We start from the raw sequence: 23,652 nt of genomic DNA on the forward strand, positions 1-23,652 counted from the left end.
TTCCAGCCGCATGCGGATGATCATGATATCCTTAGGCCTGATTTGGGCTTTACGCACAACGTAGCAGTTTGAAGCATACTTCTGCTTCTGAGCTTAGATTATCAAGAAACCCGGATCGTAGTTGATCCGGGTTTCTTGATGATTTTCATTAAGTATTCTGAGAACTTAGGGCTTTCCCTTGTAACCCGTTTTTCGGGATGCGCATTATGAAAATAGGAGCACGATGGGATGATTCTGCTGGCAGGTTGCTCTACTTTTTTGATTTTCTATTGTGAATTTTTCATATGTTGTAATATTAGAATTAGCCTCGTTTTTATCCATCTCAGAATTAAAAATATTCACATCAATTTTAGCCTTCACCACAGTAAGTATTGGACCTTTTGGTCTGTTGGGGCAAGATTTTACGATTTCAACCCGCGACGTGTGAGGAAGAACTGATTTCTTAGCCAAATCCTGCACAGAATACAACAATTCCCTTATGATTCCGGCTATAACAAGAGAATTGTTGTACAAAAGGCATCAATTCTCCTCCCCCAAGCCGTTGAACGAACCAATTCTTGTATTTCATACAACAATCTGTCCGAATACCCCGATATCTTGGGGTCCGAGTTGCATTACGTACAACATTTAAGCCGCTACAATATGAAACTTAAGCAAACTTAAGCATCATCCCATCCACGACAGCATCTCATGCACTACCAGTAAGTCACTTTTCTATTATGAATTTTTCATATGGTGAAAATATTAAATAAATTATAAAACCAAACATCAAACGATAGTAAGACATCAAGCGATAGTAACACATCAAGCGATAGTAACACATCAAGCGATAGTAACATCAAACGATAATAAGTCATCAAACGTTAAAATACATTAAGCGCCTACGTTTTATCCGCACTCATAAGTTATTCAACCCCAGTATTCCCCTTACATTTTCTCACAAAATGACATACTCAGCATGGCCATACGCTTGTCCATGCTGGTGAGCGCCCATCTATGAGGGTTTGTCCAAATTCCGGTTCGGGTTAAAGTCGGGGTTCGCGCCCGGGCTCTACTTGCTCTACTTGGCTCTACTTGCTTCAGTACAGTTTCTTAGACTTTCCTTTCAAAGCTGATATGCGCTTCTGTTGAGGTTCCTGTCTCCCCACTACTCACCCCCGGATCTCCCCCGGCAGCTTAAGTACGGTTACCTTATTCCCGGAATTCATCTGCCCGCTATCCGGCGGAATGACGATGAGGCAATCGCTGTCTTTGATCGTAACCGTCACGGAGGATTCGTCAACGCCGGCTGGATATGCGTAGAGAACACCCTCCCGGATCTCCAGCCGGGCCCGGACATACCGGGTGAAGGAGTTTAACCGCTTATAATCCGCGCCTAGCGCAGCAGTCCATTCCGGCAAAAAAGGCTGCGCCGCCCCCTGCATCAGCCCGATGGCAGGCCGGGCGAACAGCTGGAACCCTACAAAGCAGGCTCCCGGGTTGCCTGATAAGGCCAGCAGAATAGTCCCTCCACGTACTGCTGCGGTTGTAACGCTGCCCGGTCGCATGGTTACTTTGTTAAACAGCATTTCACCGCTTTGCTCGCGGATCAGATCACCCATAATGTCATAATCTCCGACGGACACACCTCCAGTAGTAATTACAAGATCATAGCTCTCCAGTGCCATCTGCACCTTACTCCGGGCAAGCTCCAGATCATCAACAATCGCACCCAGCATTACAGGCTCGCCGCCTGCTTCCCGTACAAGCGCCTCCAGCATAGGAGAGTTGCTGTTGCGGATTTTACCCGGAGCCAGCGGCTCGTCCACCTCAAGCAGTTCAGTCCCGGTGGCGAAGATTGCTACCTTAGGTCTGCGATGCACGGGAACATTCGCGACCCCCAGCGCAGCCAGTGCAGCGATATCACCGGCACCGATTATTTTCCCCTCAGACAGCACCAGTTCTCCTGTCCCCAGCTCCAGGCCGCACGGCGTAATATGAAGACCCGCCGCTTGCGGCTTGCGAATGCCCACATAAGTAACACCATCTTCCATCCGGCTCTCTGTGGCCTCCAACATAATTACAGTGTCCGCTCCATCCGGAACCTGCGCTCCGGTCATGATCCGCGCAGCAGTCCCCGTCGAAATCTCTCTTGACGCTACTGCGCCGCAGGGAATAACATCGACCACCTCAAGCCACACCACGCTGTTATCGCCAGCCGATGCTGTATCTGCTGCGATAACTGCATAGCCGTCCATACTTGAGCGGTCAAATGCCGGAAAAGGATGTGGTGCATGAACGGACTGGGCCAGATAGCGCCCGCAGCTTTGATTCAAAGGAACCTCTTCATTCGTAAGGGGGATTGCATATGCTGTCAGCCGGACCTGAGCCTCTGTCACCTGAAGCGCTGAGCGCTGAAATTTATCATTGGTATAGTCCTTGTTATGGTTCTCTGGGTTAGCCATGGAAGTAGTCCATCCTCCTTGTTAAGTTGGCAGTTTCCTGCATCTGCTGAGCTACGCCCATTTTAACATGCGGCACTACAAAGGGAAATTCAGCTCCGGGCTGGCTCGCACGCAAAAAGGGACGCACACGGCCTGTAGCAGGCAGTTGCATCCCTTAATCTCAATACGCTTCAGTTGTTAGCAGACTGATCTCTTCTGCTCCATGTTAACCTTAAGACGCACGAATCACTCTGACATCAGCCGGAATGACAGTTTCACCTTCATAGAGCATGAACCGGCCATTCTGCCATTCCACGCGCAGCAGCCGCGAATCATCCGACTGGTACTGCCAGACATGCTGCTCTCCGCCATTCATGTAAGGAGTCTGACCTGTAACTGCTGCATACCCCTCGTATTCTTCCTCCAGATAAAAGGTACAATCATCCAGCTCCAGGGTAGCCGGTACCTCGGAAGGGCTATCCAGACGCCCGTCGATCGGATGATATAATCTGTATTGAAGCTGTTCCCGTTCTTCAATATACAGATAGGAAATCTGGCTTCCGTCGCGAAGCGTCAATACAGCAGCATTGCGGCCGCTGGTCTTCGTCCGGCCCGTTACTTCGTAAGTTACCAAAGATACTTCGCAAATATCTCCGGGAGACAGGTCGAGCATGCTTTTGGGCGCAGCGGGCGCCTCCGGCTTCGAGAACATATTACCGATCCTTTTCCATAAACCCAAAGCCATCAATCCTCCTAAAAGTTGTGTCAGCATACACTACGTCGATTTTCCTTCGCAAAACTCGCTTCGAAAGCATCCGCTTAGTTTTGTCAGAGTAAGTATGTTATCCACGAATAAATGCAGCAATAATTAAAGCCCCGATTACATGCAAAGAGCCTGCAAGCAGACCGTAGCCGACTTTGCCCAGCTGAGTGCCATGATCGAGATCTAGCTTGCCCACCCTGCCCAGCAGCAGCTCGGCTGATTTTTCCAGAACGAACAACAGTACAAAAGATACAATAGAGACAACAAGCGCTTCCCCAAGCCGGCTAGCTGCAGCAATGGATGACGATAAAATATAGCCCTGAGCCCCCAGCTTCAGCACAAAGCGCGTAGTGACTGCCATATTGCCTGCTTTGAGTTCTTCCAAATCATCATAACGGGTAAACAGCGAATCCACGAACATCAGCACACACAGCAGTACTGCGCCGCTGACCGTCCACACTACCATGGACACCAGGGTATGGAAATCCATTGCTTTAGCCCCCGCTTGTTCAGATTACCTTCCAGGTAAGACAAAGATAAGGCGAAGGAGAAACCGCTAGTTCTGTCTCCCCTTCGCCTGTGGACAACCGCCTGAACTCCGGCTTATGCCAATATATTATTGTTTGTCGTACTGCTTCATCAGTGCAGCCAGCTCATCTTCTACCGCCTGGTCTTTACCCAGCTTCTCGAATTCATCATCCAGCGATTTGTTGCCGGAGCTCATCTCGTTGCTGGCTTCTGCCTGCGCTTCTGCCTGAAGCATCTTGTCTTCCATCCGTTTGAGACCGGCGGAAGCCGAATCGGAGCTGAATCCGCTCATGGCTTTGTTGATTTCAGTCTGCGCCTTCGCTGCGTTGTAACGGGCAACAAGGGTCTCACGTTTGTTCTTCATCTGTGTAAGCTGCTTGCGCATTTCTTCTAGCTTGCCGCGGAGATTGTCCGCTGAAGCCTTGTTCTGATCGAAGCTGGTTTTGTACTCTACAAGTTTGGCTTCAGCCGATTTCTTCTCTTCCAATGCACGGCGGGCCAGATCTGCATTACCGGCTTGTGCGGCAGCGTGTGCCTGCTGGTTACGCTTGTTCACCAGTGCTTCCTGCTCTTCGTACAGTTGCTTGAACTTCTTCTCAATAGCAATCTGGGCAGCTACCGCTTTCTCCGCATCTTCCAGATCCTCGGTCATATCACGAATGTATTGGTCGGTCATTTTGACCGGGTCTTCCGCTTTATCAATAATCGCATTCACATTGGACATGGTCAGATCACGCAATCTTTTAAATATAGACATGGTTCATTCCTCCAAAATAAAAGTTAGTTGCTCATTTGGTATCTTTTACGCAGGGAGTGCCACTATCGTTTCAAAAATTGTTAAACCTTCTGCAATAAATATTGGTCCACTTTGGTATTCACAATATTTACGACTTCCATAATGCCCTCTTTGGTCAGATTGTCATAATGAATCCCCATCACAACCGTGACTGTCACGTTCAGCGCAGCTGCTGCCCGGAGTGCAACCGATTCGCTGATGGTATGCTCCTTATGATGCGGGACCGCTGAAGTCATGACCCTGGCATTGTCACCATCCATATAAGCGGTGCTTGCCGCACCGATATGACGGACACCTCCGGTAATCAGCAGCAGCAGGTCACGGCCAACCGTGATTTCAGACAGCTCAATGTCATCAGGATGCGGCTGATCGGATGTCATAACAGAATTCCCCCTACCCATTATATTAACCATGGCAAGTGAAGATCTCTCAGGCTGTGCAAAAAAGTTATGCGAAATCGCAGGATCAGCCTTCCAGCTATACAATACCGCGGATTTCATCCAGCGAGCTGATATTCTCTTCAGCCATAAACTGCTGCAGTTCTTCGACAAGCGTACTGCCGGCCCGTAAATTCATGAAGTTGTACGTTCCCACTTGAATGACGGCTGCCCCGGCCATAATGAATTCAATAATATCGGTAGCTGAGGTGATGCCGCCCATCCCGATAACCGGAATGGATACACGTTTGGATACCTGATGCACCATCCGCAAGGCTACAGGTTTAATGGCAGGTCCGGACAGACCGGCATACAGATTATTAAATACACTGCGGCGGCGGCGCACATCAATCTTCATTCCTGAGATCGTATTGATCAGCGAGACGGCATCCGCCCCCTCTGCTTCGCACATCTCAGCCATCTCTGCTATATCCTCGGCATTCGGCGACAGCTTCACGGCCAGCGGAAGACGGGTTGCTGCTCTAACTGCCCGGACGACCTCAAGTGCTGCCGGAGTCTTCACGCCGAAGGCGATGCCGCCCTCCTTCACATTCGGGCAAGAGATATTCAGCTCGATCATATCCACTGCCGGTTTGCCTGTAAGCAGGCGGGCATCCGCATCGCGCTGGATCAGCTCGGCGCCGAGCACGTAATCAGCCAGTGTGTTGCCGCCCAGATTCACGATACGCGCCGTGTCCAGCGTCTCCCAGTATGGGAGCTCCTTGGCCAGGAAGGCTTCCACTCCCGGATTCTCAAGTCCTACACTGTTCAGCATGCCCGATGCTGTCTCATACACGCGTACACCGGGATTTCCCGCTTTGGCATGGAGCGTCAGCCCTTTGCCGGAGATGCCGCCAAGCAGGGATACATCATAGAGCTTGCCGTATTCACGGCCGAAGCCAAACGTGCCCGAAGCCATAACAATCGGGTTCTTGAAATGAACACCGGCAATAGTAGCAGTTGTATTAATCATGGAACAGCACCTCCCCAGCCAGGAAGACAGGGCCGTCTGCGCAGGCCTTCCGTTGTCCATCCTTGCAGGATACACTGCAGACGAGACAGGCACCGATGCCGCAGGCCATGCGGTTCTCCAGCGACAGATATACGTCAGGACGCTTGCCGGCTGTTTCCGCTGCTATGCCCTTGAGCTGTGCCGCCTTCAGCATGGGATGGGGACCGCAGACAAATATATGATCATAGGCTGTGAAATCCACGCTGTCTAGAATGTGGCCGCCCACATCGACGGTTAGCTCGGCAGCAAGCGGACGGAAGGCTTCGGTACGGAAAGGTTCCCTGCTGAAGCCGAGGTAGATGTCACTCTCAGGAAGCTCCTGGGCGCAGTAATAGAGCGGAGCAATTCCGATGCCCCCGCCTACTAACGCAACCTTACCTTCCACATGCGGGAAGCCGGTGCCGAATGGCCCTTCGAGTTCAAGCTTGTCTCCCGGCTTCAGTCCGGCAAGAATCTCCGTGCCTTCCCCTACTACGTGATACAAAAAATCAACACCGCTGTCATTCACCTGATGTATGCTAAGCGGTCTGGACAGCAGCGGATAGGCTCCCCATGCCCGCAGCATGTAGAATTGACCCATCGCACCGCCGTTACCTCCTTCAACCACCAGGTGGTATACTCCGTCTCCAAGCCGCTCGTTACTTATCACCGTCGCCACGTTATCAAGCTCCTTCAAATTTAATCTTATTAACCATGCCTTAGAAGGAGCTTAAAATCTGTGACATACTTCACAATCACAGCCTTCTATTTCTTGTTCCAAATCCCGCGCAGATAAGGTTTAGGCAAATTGGCCTGATGTACCCCTCCGAGCGCTTCTTCCGCATGCAAAGTCCAGTACGGATCACTAAGCATCCCCCGGCCGACAGCCACAAGTTCGGCCCTCGCTTCGGTAATTACCGCCTGGGCTTCCCCGTAGGATTCCAGACGGCCTACAGCTATTACCGGTACCTGCAGTCCGCTGCGTATGTACTCAGCAAGCTCCACCTGATAAGCCGGTCCTGCATTAGGACCTCCATTAGAGCCGATCGGGCCTTCCCCGCCGGATGATACATGGAACATGTCTACTCCTGCAGCTTTGTAGCGGCGGCAGAATTCCAGCGCGTAAGCTTCATTATATCCGCCTTCTACATATTCCTTAGCGGAAACTCTCATTAGAAGCGGCATCTCCGCCGGCAGCACTTCACGCACCGCCTCCACTACCTGCTCACCGAACAGCGCGGGATCGCTGCCGTACTCATCATCCCTGACATTGGACAGCGGGGAATGGAACTGGTGGATCAGGTACCCGTGAGCACCATGCAGCTCAACGGTATCAAATCCGGCCTCGACCGCCCGGCGGGCAGCATCCCTGTATGCCCCGATCATCTCTGCAATCCCGTCCCGGGTCAGCGCACGGGGCGTTTGGGAATGTGCATCAAACGGGATCGCCGAAGGCGCAACCGGGGGATTGGCATCCACCGCCTTACGGCCGGCGTGTCCGAGCTGGATGGCGATTTTGGCACCCTGGGCATGAACAGCCTCTGTTATCCGCTTAAACGCCGCAATCTGCCCGTCCTCCCAGATCCCCGTATCCTGATTGGTAATCCGCCCGTCCGGATGAATCCCGCTCATCTCTACAATGATAAATCCGGTACCGCCGACAGCGCGGCTGACATAATGCACAAAGTGCCAGTCCGTAGGAATCCCGTCCTGCTTCTCAACTGCATATTGGCACATCGGCGGCATAACCACGCGGTTCTTCAAAGTGAGGGCCTTCAGTTCATAAGGTGCAAACAAATCTGTCATTCTTGTCTCCATCCTTCCCGTATCTCTCATCATTTGGCGGGCTTACCCCCGTATTCATTAAGTATACACGTATTTACGGACAGGTTAAATCTTTAGGTGATTCACATGCTGACAGCATAAATTCGCAAAGGCTGGGAATAACAACCCTTGTATTTCAAAATATCCAGCTGTGTGATCAGAGGAGGCGTAACCCATGAAGTTGGCAAGAATCCGCCGCATTTTGCTCCTTATTTTCATAATAATAGTGATCCTGCCCAGCATCTTCCCGATTGCTGTGTCTGCTTCTGCATCCGCTCCAGCCTCCGCCCGGCCGAATGTCTCTATGGAAGAAGATCCTGCTGTTCCGGCCGGCTCCACCGCCTCCCAGTCTTCAGCCCGGCGCCACAAAAGAAATAAAGGACTTTCTCTAAGCCAGCTGCTGCGCAAATATCCGGATACGATCAAGACCCAGGGGCCGCGGCGCAAGATTATTGCCCTGACCTTTGACGATGTGCCTGATCCGCGCTTTACTCCGCAGCTGCTGGATGTTCTCCATAAATATAATGTCAAGGCCACCTTTTTCGTGGTCGGCAGCCGTGCCGAGAAACATCCCGGTCTGGTTGCGCGGATCATCCGGGAAGGCCATGCGATTGGCAACCACTCCTACAATCATCCCGAATTCGGCAAACTGGGGATGAATGAATTCCGCACCCAGATTATCCGTACCGAGAATATCATCCAGGCTCTTGCGGGCTACAAACCGCGGCTGATCCGTCCCCCGTACGGTGACATCAGTGAGCAGCAGCTGAAATGGGCCAGAGCCCACGGCTACAAGCTGGTGAACTGGAACGTTGATTCCCTGGACTGGAGAGGCTTATCCAAGACCCAGGTACGGAACAATATCCTCTCCAGGGCCGGAAAAGGCGCAATTATACTCCAGCACGGCGGCGGCGGCCGGGGCAGCAATCTGCAGGGTACCATACAGGCGCTTCCGGAAGTCATCAGCATTATGCGCAAACGCGGGTATAGCTTCGTGACTGTTCCGCAAATGTTCGAAGTCAGCAAAAGCAAATGAACCGGCTGATGCACCGGAGAGCCAGTATATCAAATAGAAGCAGAGGGATAAAATATAGCTTGAAGCCCTTTATATATTAAAAAAAGGAAACAAAACCTGCCGGAGAACGGCCGGGTTTTGTTTCCTTTAGTAAATGGTGCAGCTATACATTTATCGGGTTATTGAATAATATACAACTGTACATATTGATAGCCGAAATCGGCTACAAAGCTCTGGCTGCCGGGAATGAAGATGTCAATCCGGTTGCCCTTAATCGCGCTCCCCATGTCAGTGGCGGTCGCCAGGAATGCCTGCTTCGGGAGACCCGGATGAGAATATCCGGTAACGAGAACCTTGGTACCCAGCGGAATGACACTAGGATCAACTGCAATCGTTCCCAGCTTAAGCGCATTGCCGAAATAATCAACCGCGCCCCATTTTCCATTCTCACTGGCAGCAGAGGAATAAGCCGAAGCCTTTACCTGTATGGATTTGGCATAAGTATAAGCTTTGCCCCAGGCTTGAACGGTGTTTGATGCAGGCTCCACACTCAGTGCTGACAAGTCTGCGTTAGTTACAACGGCGGCGGCTGCCGATTCTGTGACTGCTACCGTCTTGGCCTGAACAGTGCCGGGAATGGCAAGCTTAAGACCCGGGTAGATGTTGCTTGCAGAGATCTGCGGATTTGCGCTCATGAGCTCTTCTACGCTGATGTCATAATGATTGGACAGCGTATAAAAGGTAGTTGCTTCTCCAGCGATATGTACGCTGTCAGCTTGAACAGGGGCGGCTTGGAGCAATGTGCCGAGTCCCAGTACAGCAGCCAGGGCTGTGATGGCTCCGAACTTGATTTTCATTAAATAGCCTCCTTCATTAGTGGGCGTCCAGGATATAACGGATACGGCTCCGCCAGTGACGCCAAGATAACGCTGGACCTATGTACTTTTTTGTTGCCAGGTCTCTGGAATTGCGGCGCTTTGTAAACTAACAGTTATGAATATATCACAACTTTGTAACCAGTGGCTATGTTTTTGTTACGTTTGGAAATATTTTGCCTATATACAGCGTTTTCATCGGGTTAATTATTACATATTCTTAATATTTCGCGTTGGAATTATCGTGGCTTCGGCAATCTTTTTTAAGTTTTCGCGAAAATTTTACACAGTTTTAACATTTCTCCCTTTGGCAAATAGTAGAATGATAGAATACGATAGATAATGTAGAGACTGAAGCATAACTTGGAGGGTCAATGAACGTGAATGCAGAAGAGAAAAAAAACAACCACACCAGTCCCGCAACAGCCTATCTGAACCGCGATTTGAGCTGGATTGAATTCAACCGCCGTGTCCTTGCCGAAGCACAGGATCCGGAGAACCCGCTTATGGAGCGGGCCAAATTTCTGGCGATTGTGTCCAGCAATCTGGATGAATTCATCAGTGTCCGGGTAGCGGGCATTCAGGATCAGATCCGGGCGGGTTATACCAAAAAGGATTTCACCGGCTACACCCCCTCCGGCCTGTACAAGCGTCTGATCAAGCGGGTCACCAAAATCATCGCCGACCAATACCGTACCTTCAAGGACATTTCCCGGAGTCTGCACAAGGAAGGGATCGTGTTCGTCGATTACAAGGACCTCACGCATGCCCAGGAGCAATCCATTGAGCAATATTACCGTGATATCATCTATCCAGTCTTAACGCCGATGGCCGTGGATCAGAGCCGTCCGTTTCCGCTTGTGCACAGCCAGTTCATCTATCTGGCAGTAGTGCTGACACGCAAGAACAGCCAGGAAGAAGAACCTTATTTCGCAATCCTACAGATTCCCTCGAATCTGCCGCGCTGTATCCCGCTGCCCCACCGCTCCAACAGTAAGAAACGGCAGTTTGTCTTCATTGAAGATGTGATCCGCCAGCATATCCAGACCTTGTTCAGCGGGTATGATCCTGTGGCTGTCAGTGAATTCCGCCTGACCCGCAATTCCGATCTGACCATTGATGAGGAAGGCGCAGAGGACCTGCTGGAGGAGATTGAGAAGGAGCTGCGCAAACGCCGCCGCGGCGTCCCTGCCCGTCTTGAAGTACAAAAGGGGATTCACCCTTATGCCCTGGAGCAGCTGCAGGCCGAATTCGAGCTTGAGGATTTCGTGTTTGAAATTGAAGGGCCGCTGGATCTCAGCTTCCTGCGGGGGTTCGCCGGCAGCGTCAAGGGCTTCAGCTACCTGCATCATGCACCGATCGAGCCGCTCTATCCGGCGGAATTCGAGGAGAATGAGGACTTCTTCGAGGTGCTTGGCGAACGTGATGTGCTGGTCTATCATCCGTATGAATCCTTCGATGCCATGACGGACTTCATCATTCAGGCTTCCGAAGATGAGCAGGTTATGGCGATCAAAATGACCCTGTACCGGGTCAGCGGGAACTCCCCGCTGATCACCGCCCTGGCCAATGCCGCCGAATCAGGTAAGCAGGTTACGGTAGTTGTGGAGCTGAAAGCCCGATTTGACGAGGAACGTAACATTGCCTGGGCACGTAAGCTGGAGCAGTCGGGCTGCCACGTAGTCTATGGCCTTGTAGGTCTCAAAACCCATGCCAAGGTCACGCTGATTGTACGCCAGGAAGGCCCTGAGCTGCGCCGTTATGTGCATGTAGGGACAGGTAACTATAATGACAGCACGGCCAAGGCGTATACAGACCTTAGCCTGTTCACCGCCAATCATGAGATCGGCCTGGATGCCTCGGAGCTGTTCAACCAGATGACCGGTTATTCTGCCAACTATAACTGGAACTCCTTCATTGTGGCACCGACCAATATGAGCCTGTCGCTTCAGAAGCTGATCCTGCGCGAAGCAGAGCATGCTGCCGCCGGCAGACCTGCACGGATCATCGCCAAGATGAACTCCCTGTCCAATCAGGAGGTCATAGACAACCTGTACAGCGCAGCACAGGCCGGTGTATCGATTGATTTGATTGTACGCGGTGTCTGCTGTCTGCGTCCGGGCATTGAAGGATTAAGCGAACGGATTACAGTCCGCAGCATTGTCGACCGTTTCCTGGAGCATTCACGCATCTATTATTTCGAGAACGGCGGTAAACCGGAGGTCTATCTGTCCAGTGCGGACTGGATGACCCGGAACCTGACGCGGCGGATTGAACTGATGTGTCCGGTGAAGGACAGCAGCATCCGCAAGCAGATCGTCAAAATACTGGACCTGTCGCTGATGGATAATGTGAAATCCAGCTTCCTGCAGCCTAACGGTTATTACGAACGGGCGGACGACAAAAAGGCTCCGTTCCGGAGCCAGTTCGCTGCTATGAATGTTACCCGCTGGAAGGGAAGCCGAGCTTTACCTTCACCGACCAAGCATTCCTGAAGGCTTTGAGCGCATTCTCAATGTCCTCCAGCCCGATAAGAACTTGTCCGCCCTGCAGCTCCAGATCCAGCGTATTGTTATGCAGCCGGGCGTTGACCCCGCTGACAATGCCGATCTCGGTGCTGTCCAGGGCAATGCTTAACTGCACCAGCGTACCCAGCTTATGAATCCACTCTTCGTCGGAAGCAAGCAAAATGTCCTTATGCATCTGGGACAATTTCTGCTTCCGGCTTTTGGTGCTGTAGGAAGCAATGTACGCACTTAGAATCAGCTGCCGGTGGGTCAGGCCGCGGATCGGGGAATTCATCAGCCAGTAGCGGGTATGCCGCTTGGACTGATAATAATTAATGTTGGAGCCGGTACGGTGCAGCATAATCGCCACGTAGATCAGCATCTCATGCTCCTCCCGGTCACCTTCCCTCTCAAAAGCCCCCAGCAGGCCGAGTGCCAGCTTATAGATATGATCCAGATGCCGCTTGGAGGTACGGATATCAAAGCGGATAATGGTATCCAGGCTGTACTCCAGCGCGCTGTCACGGACCGGCTGCTCCGGCTTCAGCAGATCATGCAGCATGCCCTCACGCAAGCCTTCCCCGCTAATTACAGCACGGCTGGCCCCGATATAATGGTACACCGTATGGAAAATAACCAGACCGGACACGATGATGTCTCCCCGGCTTTTCGACAAACCATCCAGATCCTTGCGCTTCTCATATGGAGTCGCTGGCAATGTCTCCATGAACTTCTCTATGGTCTCCCCTTCCAGCACGTAGCCATGGGAGTTCGGCAGCGAATATTCCCGGTTCTTCTGGTCCAGCTTGCCGAGTGAACGCAGCGTTCCGCCGAGTCCATATAACGGAAGCCCGTTGCCCGTAGTGAGCCAATCATGCTCTACCAGCCTGCCGGTAACGTATAGCTGCAGCTTACGGACCTGATCAGCGTTCCAGTTGCCGCCCTGGCTGAACATCAGATTCGTATTGACCGCACCGAACGGGAAAGAGATGCTGTGCTGATAACGCCGTCCGCGGAACAAGGTGACCTCCGTGCTTCCGCCTCCGATGTCAATCACGAACCCGTCCTGAATATCAAAGGCATTGATGACCCCGAGAAATCCGAAATAAGCCTCCTGATGCCCGCTGATTACTTCAATCCGGATGGATGACGCTTCAGACAGATAGCTTATAATCTCGGCGGAGTTGGCTGCGTTGCGGATTGCGGCGGTAGCTCCTGCGCGGATGTTGTCCACTTCGAAATCATCACAAATCTCTTTGAACTGGTGGAGGACAGGAATAATCGTATCCATATCCTTCTTCTCCAGTCTGCCTTCCTTGGTAATTTTCTCACTCAGACGGGCAGAGTACTTGCATTCCTTAATAATTTTGTAGCCGCCTGCCTGCGTCGTATCATAAATTACAAGCCGTATGGAGTTGGAACCAATATCAATAATGCCTATCCGGCAAAGATCATCTCTCATCTGTATGTACTCCCTTTCAAGTAGATTGATCATTTGTATACTATATCACCCATTTCACGCTCCGCCAAAATTTAATTCCCTCACAAAAACGGCCGCTGAAGGTATTTTCAGCGGCCGTTCCAGTAATTTTATAAAACTTTGCTCAAGAAATCACGGGTACGGGCGTGTTTGGGATTGCCGAACACTTCTGCCGGGGTCCCCTGTTCTACGATAACCCCGCCATCCATGAACAGGATCCGGTCGCCGACTTCACGGGCAAAGCCCATTTCATGCGTCACAATGACCATCGTCATACCGTCTACTGCCAGCTGTTTCATAACCTCCAGCACCTCACCGACCATCTCCGGGTCAAGCGCCGAGGTAGGCTCATCGAACAGCATCACATGCGGCTGCATCGCCAGCGCCCGGGCAATCGCGATCCGCTGCTTCTGTCCGCCGGAGAGCTGGGCCGGATACGCATCCCGCTTGTCCTCAAGGCCGACGGTGCGGAGCAGCTCCGTGGCGATTTTTTCCGCTTCGGAAGCTTGCTGTTTCCGCACCTTCAATGGCGCGAGCATAATGTTCTGCAGCACAGACTTATGCGGGAACAGATTGAACTGCTGGAACACCATCCCCATTTTCTCGCGGGTCACGTTGATATCATGCTTTTTGGCTGTAATCGATTGTCCTTCAAACGAAATCTCACCGCCGGTAGGCTGCTCCAGCAGGTTCAGACAACGCAGGAAGGTGCTTTTGCCCGAGCCGCTGGGACCGATCACTACAACAACCTCACCCTTGTGAATATTCAGATCAATCCCCTTGAGGATCTCCAGCTTGCCAAAGCTCTTCTGCAGGTTCTTAACCTCGATCATCCGTATTCAGCCTCCTTTCCAATATACCCAGCAGCTTGGATAACGTGAAGGTCAGCACAAAATACATCAGTGCAATGACGACATACGGAGTTAGCCCCTCATACGTTATCGTTGTAATGGTCTTGGCCTGAAAGAACAAATCTGCAACCCCAATCATGGATACGATGGAAGATTCCTTAATGATTGTAATAAATTCGTTCCCGATGGCAGGCAGCACGTTCTTAATCGCCTGCGGAAGCACGATGTAACGCATCGTCATCCCCTGTTTCATCCCGAGCGAACGTGCCGCCTCTACCTGACCGCGATCAACGCCTTGAATTCCGGCACGGAAAATCTCAGCCAGATAAGCAGAGCTGTTGATGGTTAATGTAATCGCACCCGACTGGATCGGCGTGAATTCCAGTCCCAGCTCTGTCAAACCATAGTGAATCAGAAACAGCTGCACCAGCATCGGCGTCCCGCGCAGAAACTCCACCCAGGTGGTGGCAATAAAACGCAGAATTCTCCATTTGGACATCCGCAGCAGCGAAACCAAAATCCCCAGTATGAAGCCGAAGAATACGCCCAGCACCGCGAGCAGCAGTGTGTACTTTAGGCCGGATAAGAAAAAATTGCGGTACTCATAAGCCATATCAAATATATTCATTGCCCTCAAACCCTCCTGTCTTCAAAAAAATAGAAAACAGCGGATCACCGCCATTTTCTGCAAAGTAGAGCATTGTCCCGCAGCTGGCTGCGGGTTGTACTTAATTCATCAGGGCAAACCGTGTAACGGGTTCGCGTTCTATTTGCTCTCAGCAAGCTCGCTTGCTGCCGCTACATACTCATCAATCTTGCCTTCCGAGTTCAGGCGGGTCAATGTCTTATTCACTTGGTCCAGCAACTCTGTGTTACCCTTCTTCACCCCGATTACATAGCCGTCATCTTCCACTTCAGGTTTGGCATCGGTAATTACCAGTCCCTTAACGTTCTTCACAAAGGACTTGGCAACAGGTCCTTCCATAATTGAAGCGTCTACGCGGTTTGATTGCAGCTGCAGGACGATTTCAGAAATTTTACTGAGGGATGTCAGCTGTGCGCCTTCAATATCTTTGGCAATATCTTCCTGGATCGAACCGGTCTGAATGCCCAGCTTGGCACCCTTCAGCGAGTCCATTGTTGCATATTTGTCCTTATCCGATTCACGTACAACGACAGCCTGTTCGGCTTTGTAGTATATATCGGACAAGCCCACAGCTTCAGCACGTTCCGGTGTCGGACTTAACCCGGAGATTACCATATCGATTCTGCCGCTCGACAATTCATTCAGCAGCGAATCAAACGGCAGATCCTTAATCTCAAGCTCTCTGCCCAAATCAGCAGCAATCTCCTTCGCGATCTCGATATCGAAGCCAACAATCGTATCCTGGCCGTCAACCACCTTGTGGAATTCATACGGAGGAAAGTCTGCACTTGTGCCCATAATCAGCTTCTTGGCGGCAGCCCCGGTGTTGGCATTTCCGCTTGCTGCGGTATTATTCTCGTTGTTATTAGAGCCGCATCCGGCCAGTAGTCCAGCTGCCAGCAGCAGTCCCAATGAAAGTTTACCCCATTTGTTCATTTGTCTGTCTCCCCTATTCTCTTTATGTTCATTTCTCTAAGTAGTCCCATTGACCGATTTATTATAAATCACTCCGCATGAATATGCAAAGACAAATTTGTGACAAAGCCTGTTAAATTCATGAATAAATTGCAGGCTGTTGGCCGGGTCTGCTATTCCCCCATTTTGCACATCCTATGAAAAGAGGTATATACTATTTACTATCTCCATTTGCCGCCGGAATAACCGGGCTGGTTCAGATGCCGCCGCAGGCGTTATTTAACGGATAAGGTGAATAGGCAGACACACATTAAGTGTATGTCTTCGAAGCTGGTTTGTTGCAGTGCGATGAAATCTCAAGGTGAATAGGCTCACAAAACTTAGGCGTATGCTTTCGAAGCGAGTTTTGTGCGATGTAATCTCAAGGTGAATAGGCTCACAAAACTTTTAGGAGGTGAAATCATGCTGCTGGAAGCGATGTACCATGTTCCCCGCGATAAATGGGCTTATGCCTACGATGCCACAACCATACATCTGCGGGTGCGTACCAAACGTGATGATGTGGACTACGTAGTTGCGCTTACTGGCGACAAGTACGATTGGCAGCATACCTCTTACGACATCATAATGGAAAAAGCTGCCTCAGACGATAAATTCGATTACTGGGAAGCGGCTGTCCGTCCCAAATACAAGCGCCTCAGCTATACTTTTCGCGTCAGCAAGGGTTCGGAGACAGTGTATCTGCTCGACAACGGCATCCGGACCGAATGTCCGCAGCCGCCCAACCACTTTTATGAGTTTCCTTATATACACGGGATTGACTTATTCAAAGTACCCACCTGGGCGAAGGATGCGGTGTTTTATCAGATCATGACCGAGCGGTTCGCGAACGGCAATCCTTTGAATGATCCGGAAGGCACTGAACCCTGGGGCGGCAAACCGAAGCTGGATAATTTCTTTGGCGGTGACCTTCAGGGTGTGCTGGATCATCTGGATGATCTGCAGGAGCTGGGTATCAATGCCGTCTACTTCACGCCGCTGTTCGTCTCCCCCTCCAACCATAAATACGACATCGTGGATTATAAAAAAGTCGACCCGAATTTCGGCGATAATGAGCTGCTGAAGAAGGTCGTAGAAGAATGCCACAAACGGGGCATCCGTGTCATGCTGGACGCCGTGTTCAACCACTGCAGCGACAAATTCCCGCCGTTCCAGGATGTTCTGGAAAAAGGCGAATTCTCCGTCTACCGCGACTGGTTCCATATGAATTCTTTTCCGGCTGAGATTGTTGATGGCATTCCCACGTACGATACGTTCGGCTTCTATGGCAATATGCCGAAGTTCAACACCGCCAATCATGAAGTGAAGTCCTACCTGCTGGAGGTTGCGGAGTATTGGATCAAGGAGATCAGGGTGGATGGCTGGCGGCTAGATGTGGCGAATGAGGTCGATCATCACTTCTGGCGTGATTTCCGCAAAGTGGTCAAAGCCGCAAACCCGGATGCCTATATCGTCGGCGAGGTATGGAGTGATTCCTTAACCTGGCTGCTTGGTGACCAGTTTGATTCGGTAATGAACTACCCCTTCTCGGGGGCGGTGCTGGAATTCTTCAACGGCGGGATGGACGGCATCACCTTCGGCCACCGGATCGGCAGCCTGCTCATGCGTTATCCGCAGCAGACGAACGAGGTTGTCTTCAATCTGCTCGGCAGCCATGATACCCCCCGCCTGCTCACCGTCCTGGGGGAGGATAAACGCAAATTGAAGCTGACTGTCGTCTTCCTGTTCACGTTCATGGGCACTCCCTGTATCTATTACGGGGACGAAATCGGCCTGACCGGGGGTGAAGATCCGGACTGCCGCAAATGTATGGAATGGGATGAAACGAAGCAGGACCGTGAGCTGTATGATTTCTACCGGATGATGATCGCACTGCGCAAGGAACATAAGGCGCTCCGCGAAGGCCGCTTCCGGATTCTCCAGGCCTGTGAGAATGACCCGTGCATCGTCTATGAGCGGGCAGATGAGCGGATCCATTTCACCGTCTGGATGAACAATTCGCCGCAGCCCCGCACGCTCAGCCACCCGATGGAAACCGATGACTGGCTGGATGCGCTGACGGGAGAAGCTGTAGTGCCGGAGAACGGGATGATGAATGTAGCCCTTGATCCGTATGGGTACCGGATATTGTACCGGAATTTAAGCTGAGGTAACTAACAGATAACTGTAAACAATAAAAGGTGGTGTCCCAGAAGCTGAGAATCGGCTGCCTGGAGCATCACCTTTTTTGACTCGGTTAGATAGAGAATCTCATATGGGTGATAGATATTCTGTAGTACACTTATAGCAACAATAACAGGGGGGACATTATGATTGAACGTGAGCAAGTCATTGAAAAGTATTTCCAGTCTTGGATTCATAAAAACAATTCAATATTAAGCCAAATTTTCGACCCAAACATCGCCTATACAGAATGTTATGGACCTGAATATCACGGATTAGCCACAATAACAAAATGGTTTGACGACTGGAATACAAGAGGTACAGTTCTGGTCTGGACGATAAAACAATTTATTCATCAAGGCAGCATGACTGCTGTTGAATGGTACTTCAAATGTGAGTATGAGTCAGTATTATCCCTATACATAATTTAAAAAGGCATTCCTCCCATCACCATGATCGGGGAATGCCTTTTCTATACAATAGTTCTTCTACTCCGTAACTTTATCCGAAATCTTGTTATAAATATCAATATACTGCTGCGCAGATACATTCCAGCTGTAATCGCCGGTGAAAGCATTCTTCGCTACTTTTTTCCAGTGCTCCGGTTTGTGGTAGAACGATACGGCCCGGCGGAGCGTGTACATCATATCATGGGCATTATAGTCTTTGAAGGTAAAGCCGTTGCCCTCTCCGGTCTCCTCGTTGTACGCCTGAACAGTATCGTTAAGTCCGCCTGTCTCACGCACTACAGGAATACTGCCATAACGCAGAGCCAGCAGCTGGCTGATGCCGCAAGGCTCGAATTTGGACGGCATCAGGAACAGGTCGCTGGCGGCATATATTTTGCGGGACAAGGCATCATTGAACAGAATCTGTGAAGACAGCTTGGTCGGATAACGCCACTGCGCCTCGCGGAACCAGCGTTCGTAGACCTCATCACCAGTGCCCAGCAGGACAAACTGAATATCGTCATAGTAGAGCAGCTCATCGAGAACCCGGGTCAGGAGATCCAGCCCTTTGGAATCCACAAGACGGGTAACCATAGCTACCATTGGAATATAAGGAGCTACAGGCAAGCCCAGTTCCTGCTGGAGTCCCAGCTTATTCTCAGCTTTCTTGACCAGGTTGGAACGGTAACGGGTGAAAATAGACGGATCACTGGCCGGATTGTAGCTCTTGGTATCAATCCCGTTGACAATCCCGCTTAGAGCATCTGAACGAGAGGTCAGCAGTCCGTCAAGGCCATATCCATAATAAGGTGTACGGATTTCATCGGCATAGGTTGGACTGACCGTGGTCACATGATCACTGTAGACAATTCCACCCTTCATATAGTTCACGTTCCCGTAATATTCTACACCAGGGAAATAGCTGTCATCGAGACCGAGCAGCTCGCCCAGCACCGAATACGGGAATACCCCCTGGTACAGGAGATTATGTATAGTGAACACTGTACGCATCTCACTGTAGAACGGATTGTGACGGTAGTGCGCCTGCAGCAGCAACGGAATTACCGCGGCATGCCAGTCATGGCAATGCAGGACATCAGGCTGGAAGTTAATCGCCGGCAGGCATTCAAGCACAGCGCGGTTATAGAAAGCGAAACGTTCGCCGTCATCCATATACCCATAGATGCCGTCACGTCCGAAGTAATACTCATTATCGATAAAGTATACAGGAACTCCCTCAAAGACAATCCGTTCAATCCCGCAATATTGATTGCGCCAGCCGATCGGCACCTCAAGGACAGCGACATGCTCCATCTGGGAGGAATACTTCTCTGCGATCCCCTTGTATTTGGGCAGGATTACCCGAACATCTACTCCGGCAGCCTTAAGCGCCTTCGGCAGGGCACCGATTACGTCGGCTAACCCGCCTGTTTTGATAAATGGATGGGCTTCAGCTGCAGCAAATAGAACTTTCATCCAGATTTCCTCCTTATAGATATGAATAGTTTATTTAATCGTTTTGCGTCCGGATTTCTTGAGCACCAGGAATCCAAGCGGCGGAAGGGTCAGCTCCAGGCTGTTCAGCTGGTTATGCCATTCCTTCTTCTCACTCTTAACAGGCTCATTATGAATACCAGAACCGCCATATTCGCGGGTCTCCGAGCTGAATATCTCTTCATAGGTCCCCGGACGCGGCACACCGATCCGGTAATTACGCCGTTCCACCGGCTGGAAATTGATAATGATCACCAAGGTATCCACAGGCCTCTTCCCTCTGCGGATATAGGAGGCAACACTCTGGCCGCTGTCATCGGCGTCAATCCATTGATAGCCCTCCATATCATGGTCGAGCTCCCACAGCGCTTTTTGCGTGAGATAGAGCTTATTCAGGGCAGCCGTGTAAGCGAGCATCCGGCGGTGGGCCTCATATTCCAGCAGCAGCCAGTCGAGCTGGTCCTGATCCTTCCATTCGATGAATTGACCAAACTCACCGCCCATGAACAGCAGCTTTTTGCCCGGATGACTAATCTGGTAACCGAGCAATGCCCGCAGACCGGCGAACTTCTGCTCATACGAGCCTGGCATTTTGTTCAGCAGCGACTTCTTGCCGTGCACCACTTCGTCATGGGACAAAGGCAGAGTATAGTTCTCGGCATAGGCATAGACGATCGGGAAGGTCAACAAATTATGATGGTAGGGCCGCGCCCCGAAATCATGTTCTATGTACCCAAGAGTGTCATTCATCCAGCCCATGTTCCATTTGTAATTAAAGCCGAGCCCCCCTTCATGAACAGGTGAGGTTACGCCAGGCCAGGCACTGGATTCTTCGGCCATCATCAGAGCTTTCGGATAATACCGGAAAATCGCCGTATTCAACTGCTGAATGAACGCGATCGCTTCCAGATTCTCAAGACCCCCGTGCATGTTCTTTGTGTACTGATGGTGCTGCTTCTCGAAATCAAGCCGCAGCATACTGGTTACGGCATCCACACGCATACCGTCAATATGATACATCTCAAACCAAAAAAGCGCATTAGAAATCAGGAACGATATGATCTCCGGTTTGCTGAAATCAAAGGATAGTGTGCCCCAGCCCGGCTTCTCGGCCAGCATCGGATCGGCGTATTCATACAGCGGCGAACCGTCAAACATTCTCAGTCCGTGGGCATCCTTGGCAAAATGGGCCGGAACCCAGTCGAGGATAACCCCAATGCCGGCTTGATGCAGCTGATCAATCAGGTACATCAGATCCTGCGGATCACCGAAGCGGCTGGTGGCCGCAAAATAACCGGTTCCCTGATACCCCCAGGACAAATCATACGGGTGCTCGGCAAGCGGCATAAACTCCACATGAGTGTAACTCATCTCCGTCAGATACGGGATCAGCAGGCTGCTCATCTCTCTATAAGTATAGAGTTCTCCATTATCCTTCTGGCGCCAGGTCCCAAAGTGCATTTCATAAATGTTCATAGGCGCATTGTACGGTGCTTTGCTCTTCCGGCGCCACGCGGCGTCGCCCCATTGGTAACCATCCAGATTCGCCACAACGGAAGCGGTGGCCGGACGTACCTCAGCTTTGAACGCGTAAGGATCAGCCTTGAGGAAGCTTGTTCCATCTGCACCATGAATCCTGTATTTGTAAAAAGTTCCCGGCTCTATACCCGGAAAAAAACGACTCCAAAATCCTGAATCGGGTATCTTATATAACGAGTCGGAGTCCAATGTTCCATCCCAGCCATTATGATCACCAGCCAGTCCTACATATGCCGCATGAGGAGCCCACACGGTAAAGCGAACGCCGGCTTGCCCTTCTTCCACGGCAATGTGCGCGCCAAGCATCGTATAGCTGCGATAATTCGTGCCCTCATGGAACAGATAAATATCTTCAGATGACGGGAGGTTTACTGTTTTTGGTATTTCGGCCAAATCATCACCACCTTAGTATATAGGATGCACCTATTACATTACCCCAATATGTGCCGTTTGAAAATGATTTTGCGGGCAAATTCAATGATTTCTGAATTAAGAAAATTATTGATGTAATTTTTCCTGATGCACAGCAATATAATTCACCTATGTCGTTTCAAGCGCTTGCCGACAGGTTATATTACAAGCATTGACAAAAAAATGGGAGGGATAACAAATGAGTAAAAAAGATTGTATCGCCATGCTCCTGGCTGGCGGGGAAGGCCGCAGATTAGCCCCCTTGACCTCCAGTATGGCTAAGCCTGCAGTCCCTTTCGGAGGACAATATAGAATCATTGATTTTCCACTCAGCAATTGTGTAAATTCCAAGATCGACACTATTGGAGTTCTGACACAGTACGAAGCCGATTCCTTACATCATCATATTGGGGAAGGTGAGCCTTGGGGACTGCACAGCCGCAGCGATAAAGGCGTGAAGCTTCTTCCTTCAGGGGTTGAAGGCAGAGACACCTATTCAGGTACAGCCGATGCCATTTATAAGAACATAGAATACATTGACAGCCAGAATCCGGAGCATGTGCTTATCCTGTCTGCAGATCATATCTATCATATGGATTACCGTAAAATGCTGGATTACCATGTAGGCAAAGCAGCCAAAGCCACCATTTCGGTCATGGAAGTGCCTTGGGATGAAGCCAGCCGGTTCGGTGTGATGAACGTTAATGATGATCTCCAGATCTCTGAATTTGCCGAAAAGCCAAAGGTTCCGAAAAGCAACCTCGCCTCCATGGGTATTTATATGTTTGAATGGGAATATCTGAAAGGCTATTTGCTGCGGGATGCCGCTAATTCGGAATCCGGCCATGACTTCGGCAAGGATGTCATTCCGTCCATGCTGGATGCCAACGACCAATTGTTCGCATACCGCTTTGACGGGTATTGGAGAGATGTAGGTACGGTTGACAGCCTCTGGGAGGCACATATGGATCTGCTGCAGTCCGAGAATGGCTTCAAGCTCGACAACTCCCGCTGGCCGATGTACAGCCGGTCTTACCGTACGAAGCTGGCTGCCTATAAACCACGGGTTCAGGCACCGCCTGCAGATTGCCTGATGCACGAAACCTGCACCTTGGAAGGCAATCTCCAGCGTTCCGTTATCTTCGGCGGTGTAGAGATCGGCAAGCTAAGCAAGATCAAGCAGAGTGTAATTATGCCGGGTGTCCGCATCGGCCGCGGTGTTCTGATTGAGAATGCGATTATCGGGGAGGGAGCAGTCATCAAAGACGGCGCTGTGATTAAAGGCAGCGCGGACAACATCGTGGTTGTCGGCCCGCATGAGATCGTAGCAGCCAAGCCAATCATCCGTACCCAGCCTTCCCGTCTGCTTCAGGAGGTCTACGAGAAGACCGGCCGTCTGCGCGCGGAAGGGATGCCTTCATAATCTTACATCAGCCTTAAGGGCTGCTACATAAAAGGGATACAGCTAAGGTCTATCCGACCTTC

General features: G+C 50.9%; 21 protein-coding genes. 5 read left to right on the top strand and 16 right to left on the bottom strand.

From position 1 onward, the window contains the following. Nucleotides 1-204: 204 nt before the first annotated feature. The 9 genes from P40081_RS19480 to P40081_RS19520 form a co-directional block, all read right to left on the bottom strand. Nucleotides 205-513: a hypothetical protein gene (locus P40081_RS19480; protein WP_042137788.1), complete on the bottom strand. Its 309-nt coding sequence runs from the start codon at nucleotides 511-513 to the stop codon at nucleotides 205-207. 638 nt (nucleotides 514-1,151) lie between these two features. After that, the gene (locus P40081_RS19485) at nucleotides 1,152-2,444 is read right to left on the bottom strand and encodes a molybdopterin molybdotransferase MoeA (protein WP_042137789.1); all 1,293 of its coding nucleotides are present in this window, start codon (nucleotides 2,442-2,444) and stop codon (nucleotides 1,152-1,154) included. Between the two features lie 211 nt (nucleotides 2,445-2,655). Then, nucleotides 2,656-3,162 carry a DUF4178 domain-containing protein gene (locus P40081_RS19490; protein WP_039299317.1) on the bottom strand — a complete coding sequence of 169 codons (507 nt, stop codon included), beginning with the start codon at nucleotides 3,160-3,162 and terminating at the stop codon, nucleotides 2,656-2,658. A 103-nt stretch (nucleotides 3,163-3,265) separates the two neighbouring features. After that, nucleotides 3,266-3,676: a DUF350 domain-containing protein gene (locus P40081_RS19495; protein ID WP_042137790.1), complete on the bottom strand. Its 411-nt coding sequence runs from the start codon at nucleotides 3,674-3,676 to the stop codon at nucleotides 3,266-3,268. A 126-nt stretch (nucleotides 3,677-3,802) separates the two neighbouring features. Beyond that, the gene (locus P40081_RS19500; RefSeq protein ID WP_039299055.1) at nucleotides 3,803-4,471 is read right to left on the bottom strand and encodes a PspA/IM30 family protein; all 669 of its coding nucleotides are present in this window, start codon (nucleotides 4,469-4,471) and stop codon (nucleotides 3,803-3,805) included. 80 nt (nucleotides 4,472-4,551) lie between these two features. Then, nucleotides 4,552-4,890, bottom strand: coding sequence for a prenylated flavin chaperone LpdD (locus tag P40081_RS19505; RefSeq protein WP_042137791.1), 339 nt, complete (start codon nucleotides 4,888-4,890; stop codon nucleotides 4,552-4,554). 97 nt (nucleotides 4,891-4,987) lie between these two features. Beyond that, nucleotides 4,988-5,920, bottom strand: coding sequence for a dihydroorotate dehydrogenase (locus P40081_RS19510; protein ID WP_042137792.1), 933 nt, complete (start codon nucleotides 5,918-5,920; stop codon nucleotides 4,988-4,990). Beyond that, nucleotides 5,913-6,617, bottom strand: a complete 705-nt coding sequence (locus P40081_RS19515; protein ID WP_042137793.1) for a dihydroorotate dehydrogenase electron transfer subunit — start codon at nucleotides 6,615-6,617, stop codon at nucleotides 5,913-5,915. The genes P40081_RS19510 and P40081_RS19515 overlap by 8 nt, the downstream gene beginning before the upstream one ends. An 86-nt stretch (nucleotides 6,618-6,703) precedes the next feature. Then, nucleotides 6,704-7,744, bottom strand: a complete 1,041-nt coding sequence (locus P40081_RS19520; protein WP_042137799.1) for an NADH:flavin oxidoreductase/NADH oxidase — start codon at nucleotides 7,742-7,744, stop codon at nucleotides 6,704-6,706. Nucleotides 7,745-7,937: 193 nt separating this feature from the next. On the opposite strand from P40081_RS19520, the gene P40081_RS19525 reads away from it, so the two are divergent. Beyond that, nucleotides 7,938-8,798: a polysaccharide deacetylase family protein gene (locus P40081_RS19525; RefSeq protein WP_039299069.1), complete on the top strand. Its 861-nt coding sequence runs from the start codon at nucleotides 7,938-7,940 to the stop codon at nucleotides 8,796-8,798. A gap of 158 nt (nucleotides 8,799-8,956) precedes the next feature. Here P40081_RS19525 and P40081_RS19530 read toward each other — a convergent pair whose 3' ends face one another. After that, entirely contained in the window at nucleotides 8,957-9,634 is a 678-nt protein-coding gene (locus tag P40081_RS19530) for a 3D domain-containing protein (RefSeq protein ID WP_039299072.1), read from the bottom strand. 392 nt (nucleotides 9,635-10,026) lie between these two features. Between P40081_RS19530 and ppk1 the strand changes: the two genes are divergently transcribed. Next, nucleotides 10,027-12,147 (top strand): polyphosphate kinase 1, encoded by a 2,121-nt coding sequence (gene ppk1, locus P40081_RS19535; RefSeq protein WP_042137801.1) that lies wholly within the window; start codon nucleotides 10,027-10,029, stop codon nucleotides 12,145-12,147. On the opposite strand, the gene P40081_RS19540 is transcribed toward ppk1, so the two are convergent. The 4 genes from P40081_RS19540 to P40081_RS19555 all read right to left on the bottom strand — a co-directional run bounded on the left by P40081_RS19540 (nucleotide 12,095) and on the right by P40081_RS19555 (nucleotide 16,072). After that, complete coding sequence (locus P40081_RS19540) at nucleotides 12,095-13,621, bottom strand: Ppx/GppA phosphatase family protein (RefSeq protein WP_042137803.1); 1,527 nt, start codon at nucleotides 13,619-13,621, stop codon at nucleotides 12,095-12,097. The genes ppk1 and P40081_RS19540 overlap by 53 nt on opposite strands. 128 nt (nucleotides 13,622-13,749) lie before the next feature. After that, on the bottom strand, nucleotides 13,750-14,472 hold the full coding sequence (locus P40081_RS19545) for an amino acid ABC transporter ATP-binding protein (protein ID WP_039299084.1): 723 nt from the start codon (nucleotides 14,470-14,472) through the stop codon (nucleotides 13,750-13,752). Further along, on the bottom strand, nucleotides 14,459-15,118 hold the full coding sequence (locus tag P40081_RS19550; RefSeq protein ID WP_042137804.1) for an amino acid ABC transporter permease: 660 nt from the start codon (nucleotides 15,116-15,118) through the stop codon (nucleotides 14,459-14,461). The genes P40081_RS19545 and P40081_RS19550 overlap by 14 nt, the downstream gene beginning before the upstream one ends. Nucleotides 15,119-15,256: 138 nt before the next feature. Further along, nucleotides 15,257-16,072 (bottom strand): transporter substrate-binding domain-containing protein, encoded by an 816-nt coding sequence (locus tag P40081_RS19555; protein ID WP_042137806.1) that lies wholly within the window; start codon nucleotides 16,070-16,072, stop codon nucleotides 15,257-15,259. Nucleotides 16,073-16,513: 441 nt separating this feature from the next. Here P40081_RS19555 and P40081_RS19560 point away from each other — a divergent pair, with 441 nt between their 5' ends. Further along, the gene (locus P40081_RS19560) at nucleotides 16,514-18,259 is read left to right on the top strand and encodes an alpha-glycosidase (RefSeq protein ID WP_042137807.1); all 1,746 of its coding nucleotides are present in this window, start codon (nucleotides 16,514-16,516) and stop codon (nucleotides 18,257-18,259) included. Nucleotides 18,260-18,420: 161 nt separating this feature from the next. Further along, nucleotides 18,421-18,705: a nuclear transport factor 2 family protein gene (locus tag P40081_RS19565; RefSeq protein WP_052421910.1), complete on the top strand. Its 285-nt coding sequence runs from the start codon at nucleotides 18,421-18,423 to the stop codon at nucleotides 18,703-18,705. Nucleotides 18,706-18,762: 57 nt separating this feature from the next. Here the strand turns inward: P40081_RS19565 and glgA are convergent, their stop codons facing one another. Together glgA and glgB are read right to left on the bottom strand one after the other, a co-directional pair. Beyond that, nucleotides 18,763-20,199, bottom strand: a complete 1,437-nt coding sequence (glgA, locus tag P40081_RS19570; protein WP_042137810.1) for a glycogen synthase GlgA — start codon at nucleotides 20,197-20,199, stop codon at nucleotides 18,763-18,765. A gap of 30 nt (nucleotides 20,200-20,229) precedes the next feature. Beyond that, nucleotides 20,230-22,149 carry a 1,4-alpha-glucan branching protein GlgB gene (gene glgB / locus P40081_RS19575; protein ID WP_042137811.1) on the bottom strand — a complete coding sequence of 640 codons (1,920 nt, stop codon included), beginning with the start codon at nucleotides 22,147-22,149 and terminating at the stop codon, nucleotides 20,230-20,232. Nucleotides 22,150-22,366: 217 nt separating this feature from the next. On the opposite strand from glgB, the gene P40081_RS19580 reads away from it, so the two are divergent. Next, on the top strand, nucleotides 22,367-23,590 hold the full coding sequence (locus tag P40081_RS19580; protein ID WP_042137813.1) for a glucose-1-phosphate adenylyltransferase: 1,224 nt from the start codon (nucleotides 22,367-22,369) through the stop codon (nucleotides 23,588-23,590). Nucleotides 23,591-23,652 lie beyond the last annotated feature (62 nt).

It is taken from the genome of Paenibacillus sp. FSL P4-0081 (assembly GCF_000758565.1).
Classification (GTDB): domain Bacteria; phylum Bacillota; class Bacilli; order Paenibacillales; family Paenibacillaceae; genus Paenibacillus_AQ; species Paenibacillus_AQ phytohabitans.

Coding starts and splice junctions, on each gene's coding strand:
- P40081_RS19485 (WP_042137789.1), bottom strand. CDS start 2,444: ATGGCTAACCCAGAGAACCATAACAAGGACTATACCAATGATAAATTT.
- P40081_RS19495 (WP_042137790.1), bottom strand. CDS start 3,676: ATGGATTTCCATACCCTGGTGTCCATGGTAGTGTGGACGGTCAGCGGC.
- P40081_RS19500 (WP_039299055.1), bottom strand. CDS start 4,471: ATGTCTATATTTAAAAGATTGCGTGATCTGACCATGTCCAATGTGAAT.
- P40081_RS19505 (WP_042137791.1), bottom strand. CDS start 4,890: ATGACATCCGATCAGCCGCATCCTGATGACATTGAGCTGTCTGAAATC.
- P40081_RS19510 (WP_042137792.1), bottom strand. CDS start 5,920: ATGATTAATACAACTGCTACTATTGCCGGTGTTCATTTCAAGAACCCG.
- P40081_RS19520 (WP_042137799.1), bottom strand. CDS start 7,744: ATGACAGATTTGTTTGCACCTTATGAACTGAAGGCCCTCACTTTGAAG.
- P40081_RS19525 (WP_039299069.1), top strand. CDS start 7,938: ATGAAGTTGGCAAGAATCCGCCGCATTTTGCTCCTTATTTTCATAATA.
- P40081_RS19530 (WP_039299072.1), bottom strand. CDS start 9,634: ATGAAAATCAAGTTCGGAGCCATCACAGCCCTGGCTGCTGTACTGGGA.
- ppk1 (WP_042137801.1), top strand. CDS start 10,027: ATGAACGTGAATGCAGAAGAGAAAAAAAACAACCACACCAGTCCCGCA.
- P40081_RS19540 (WP_042137803.1), bottom strand. CDS start 13,621: ATGAGAGATGATCTTTGCCGGATAGGCATTATTGATATTGGTTCCAAC.
- P40081_RS19545 (WP_039299084.1), bottom strand. CDS start 14,472: ATGATCGAGGTTAAGAACCTGCAGAAGAGCTTTGGCAAGCTGGAGATC.
- P40081_RS19550 (WP_042137804.1), bottom strand. CDS start 15,118: ATGAATATATTTGATATGGCTTATGAGTACCGCAATTTTTTCTTATCC.
- P40081_RS19555 (WP_042137806.1), bottom strand. CDS start 16,072: ATGAACAAATGGGGTAAACTTTCATTGGGACTGCTGCTGGCAGCTGGA.
- P40081_RS19560 (WP_042137807.1), top strand. CDS start 16,514: ATGCTGCTGGAAGCGATGTACCATGTTCCCCGCGATAAATGGGCTTAT.
- P40081_RS19565 (WP_052421910.1), top strand. CDS start 18,421: ATGATTGAACGTGAGCAAGTCATTGAAAAGTATTTCCAGTCTTGGATT.
- glgA (WP_042137810.1), bottom strand. CDS start 20,199: ATGAAAGTTCTATTTGCTGCAGCTGAAGCCCATCCATTTATCAAAACA.
- P40081_RS19580 (WP_042137813.1), top strand. CDS start 22,367: ATGAGTAAAAAAGATTGTATCGCCATGCTCCTGGCTGGCGGGGAAGGC.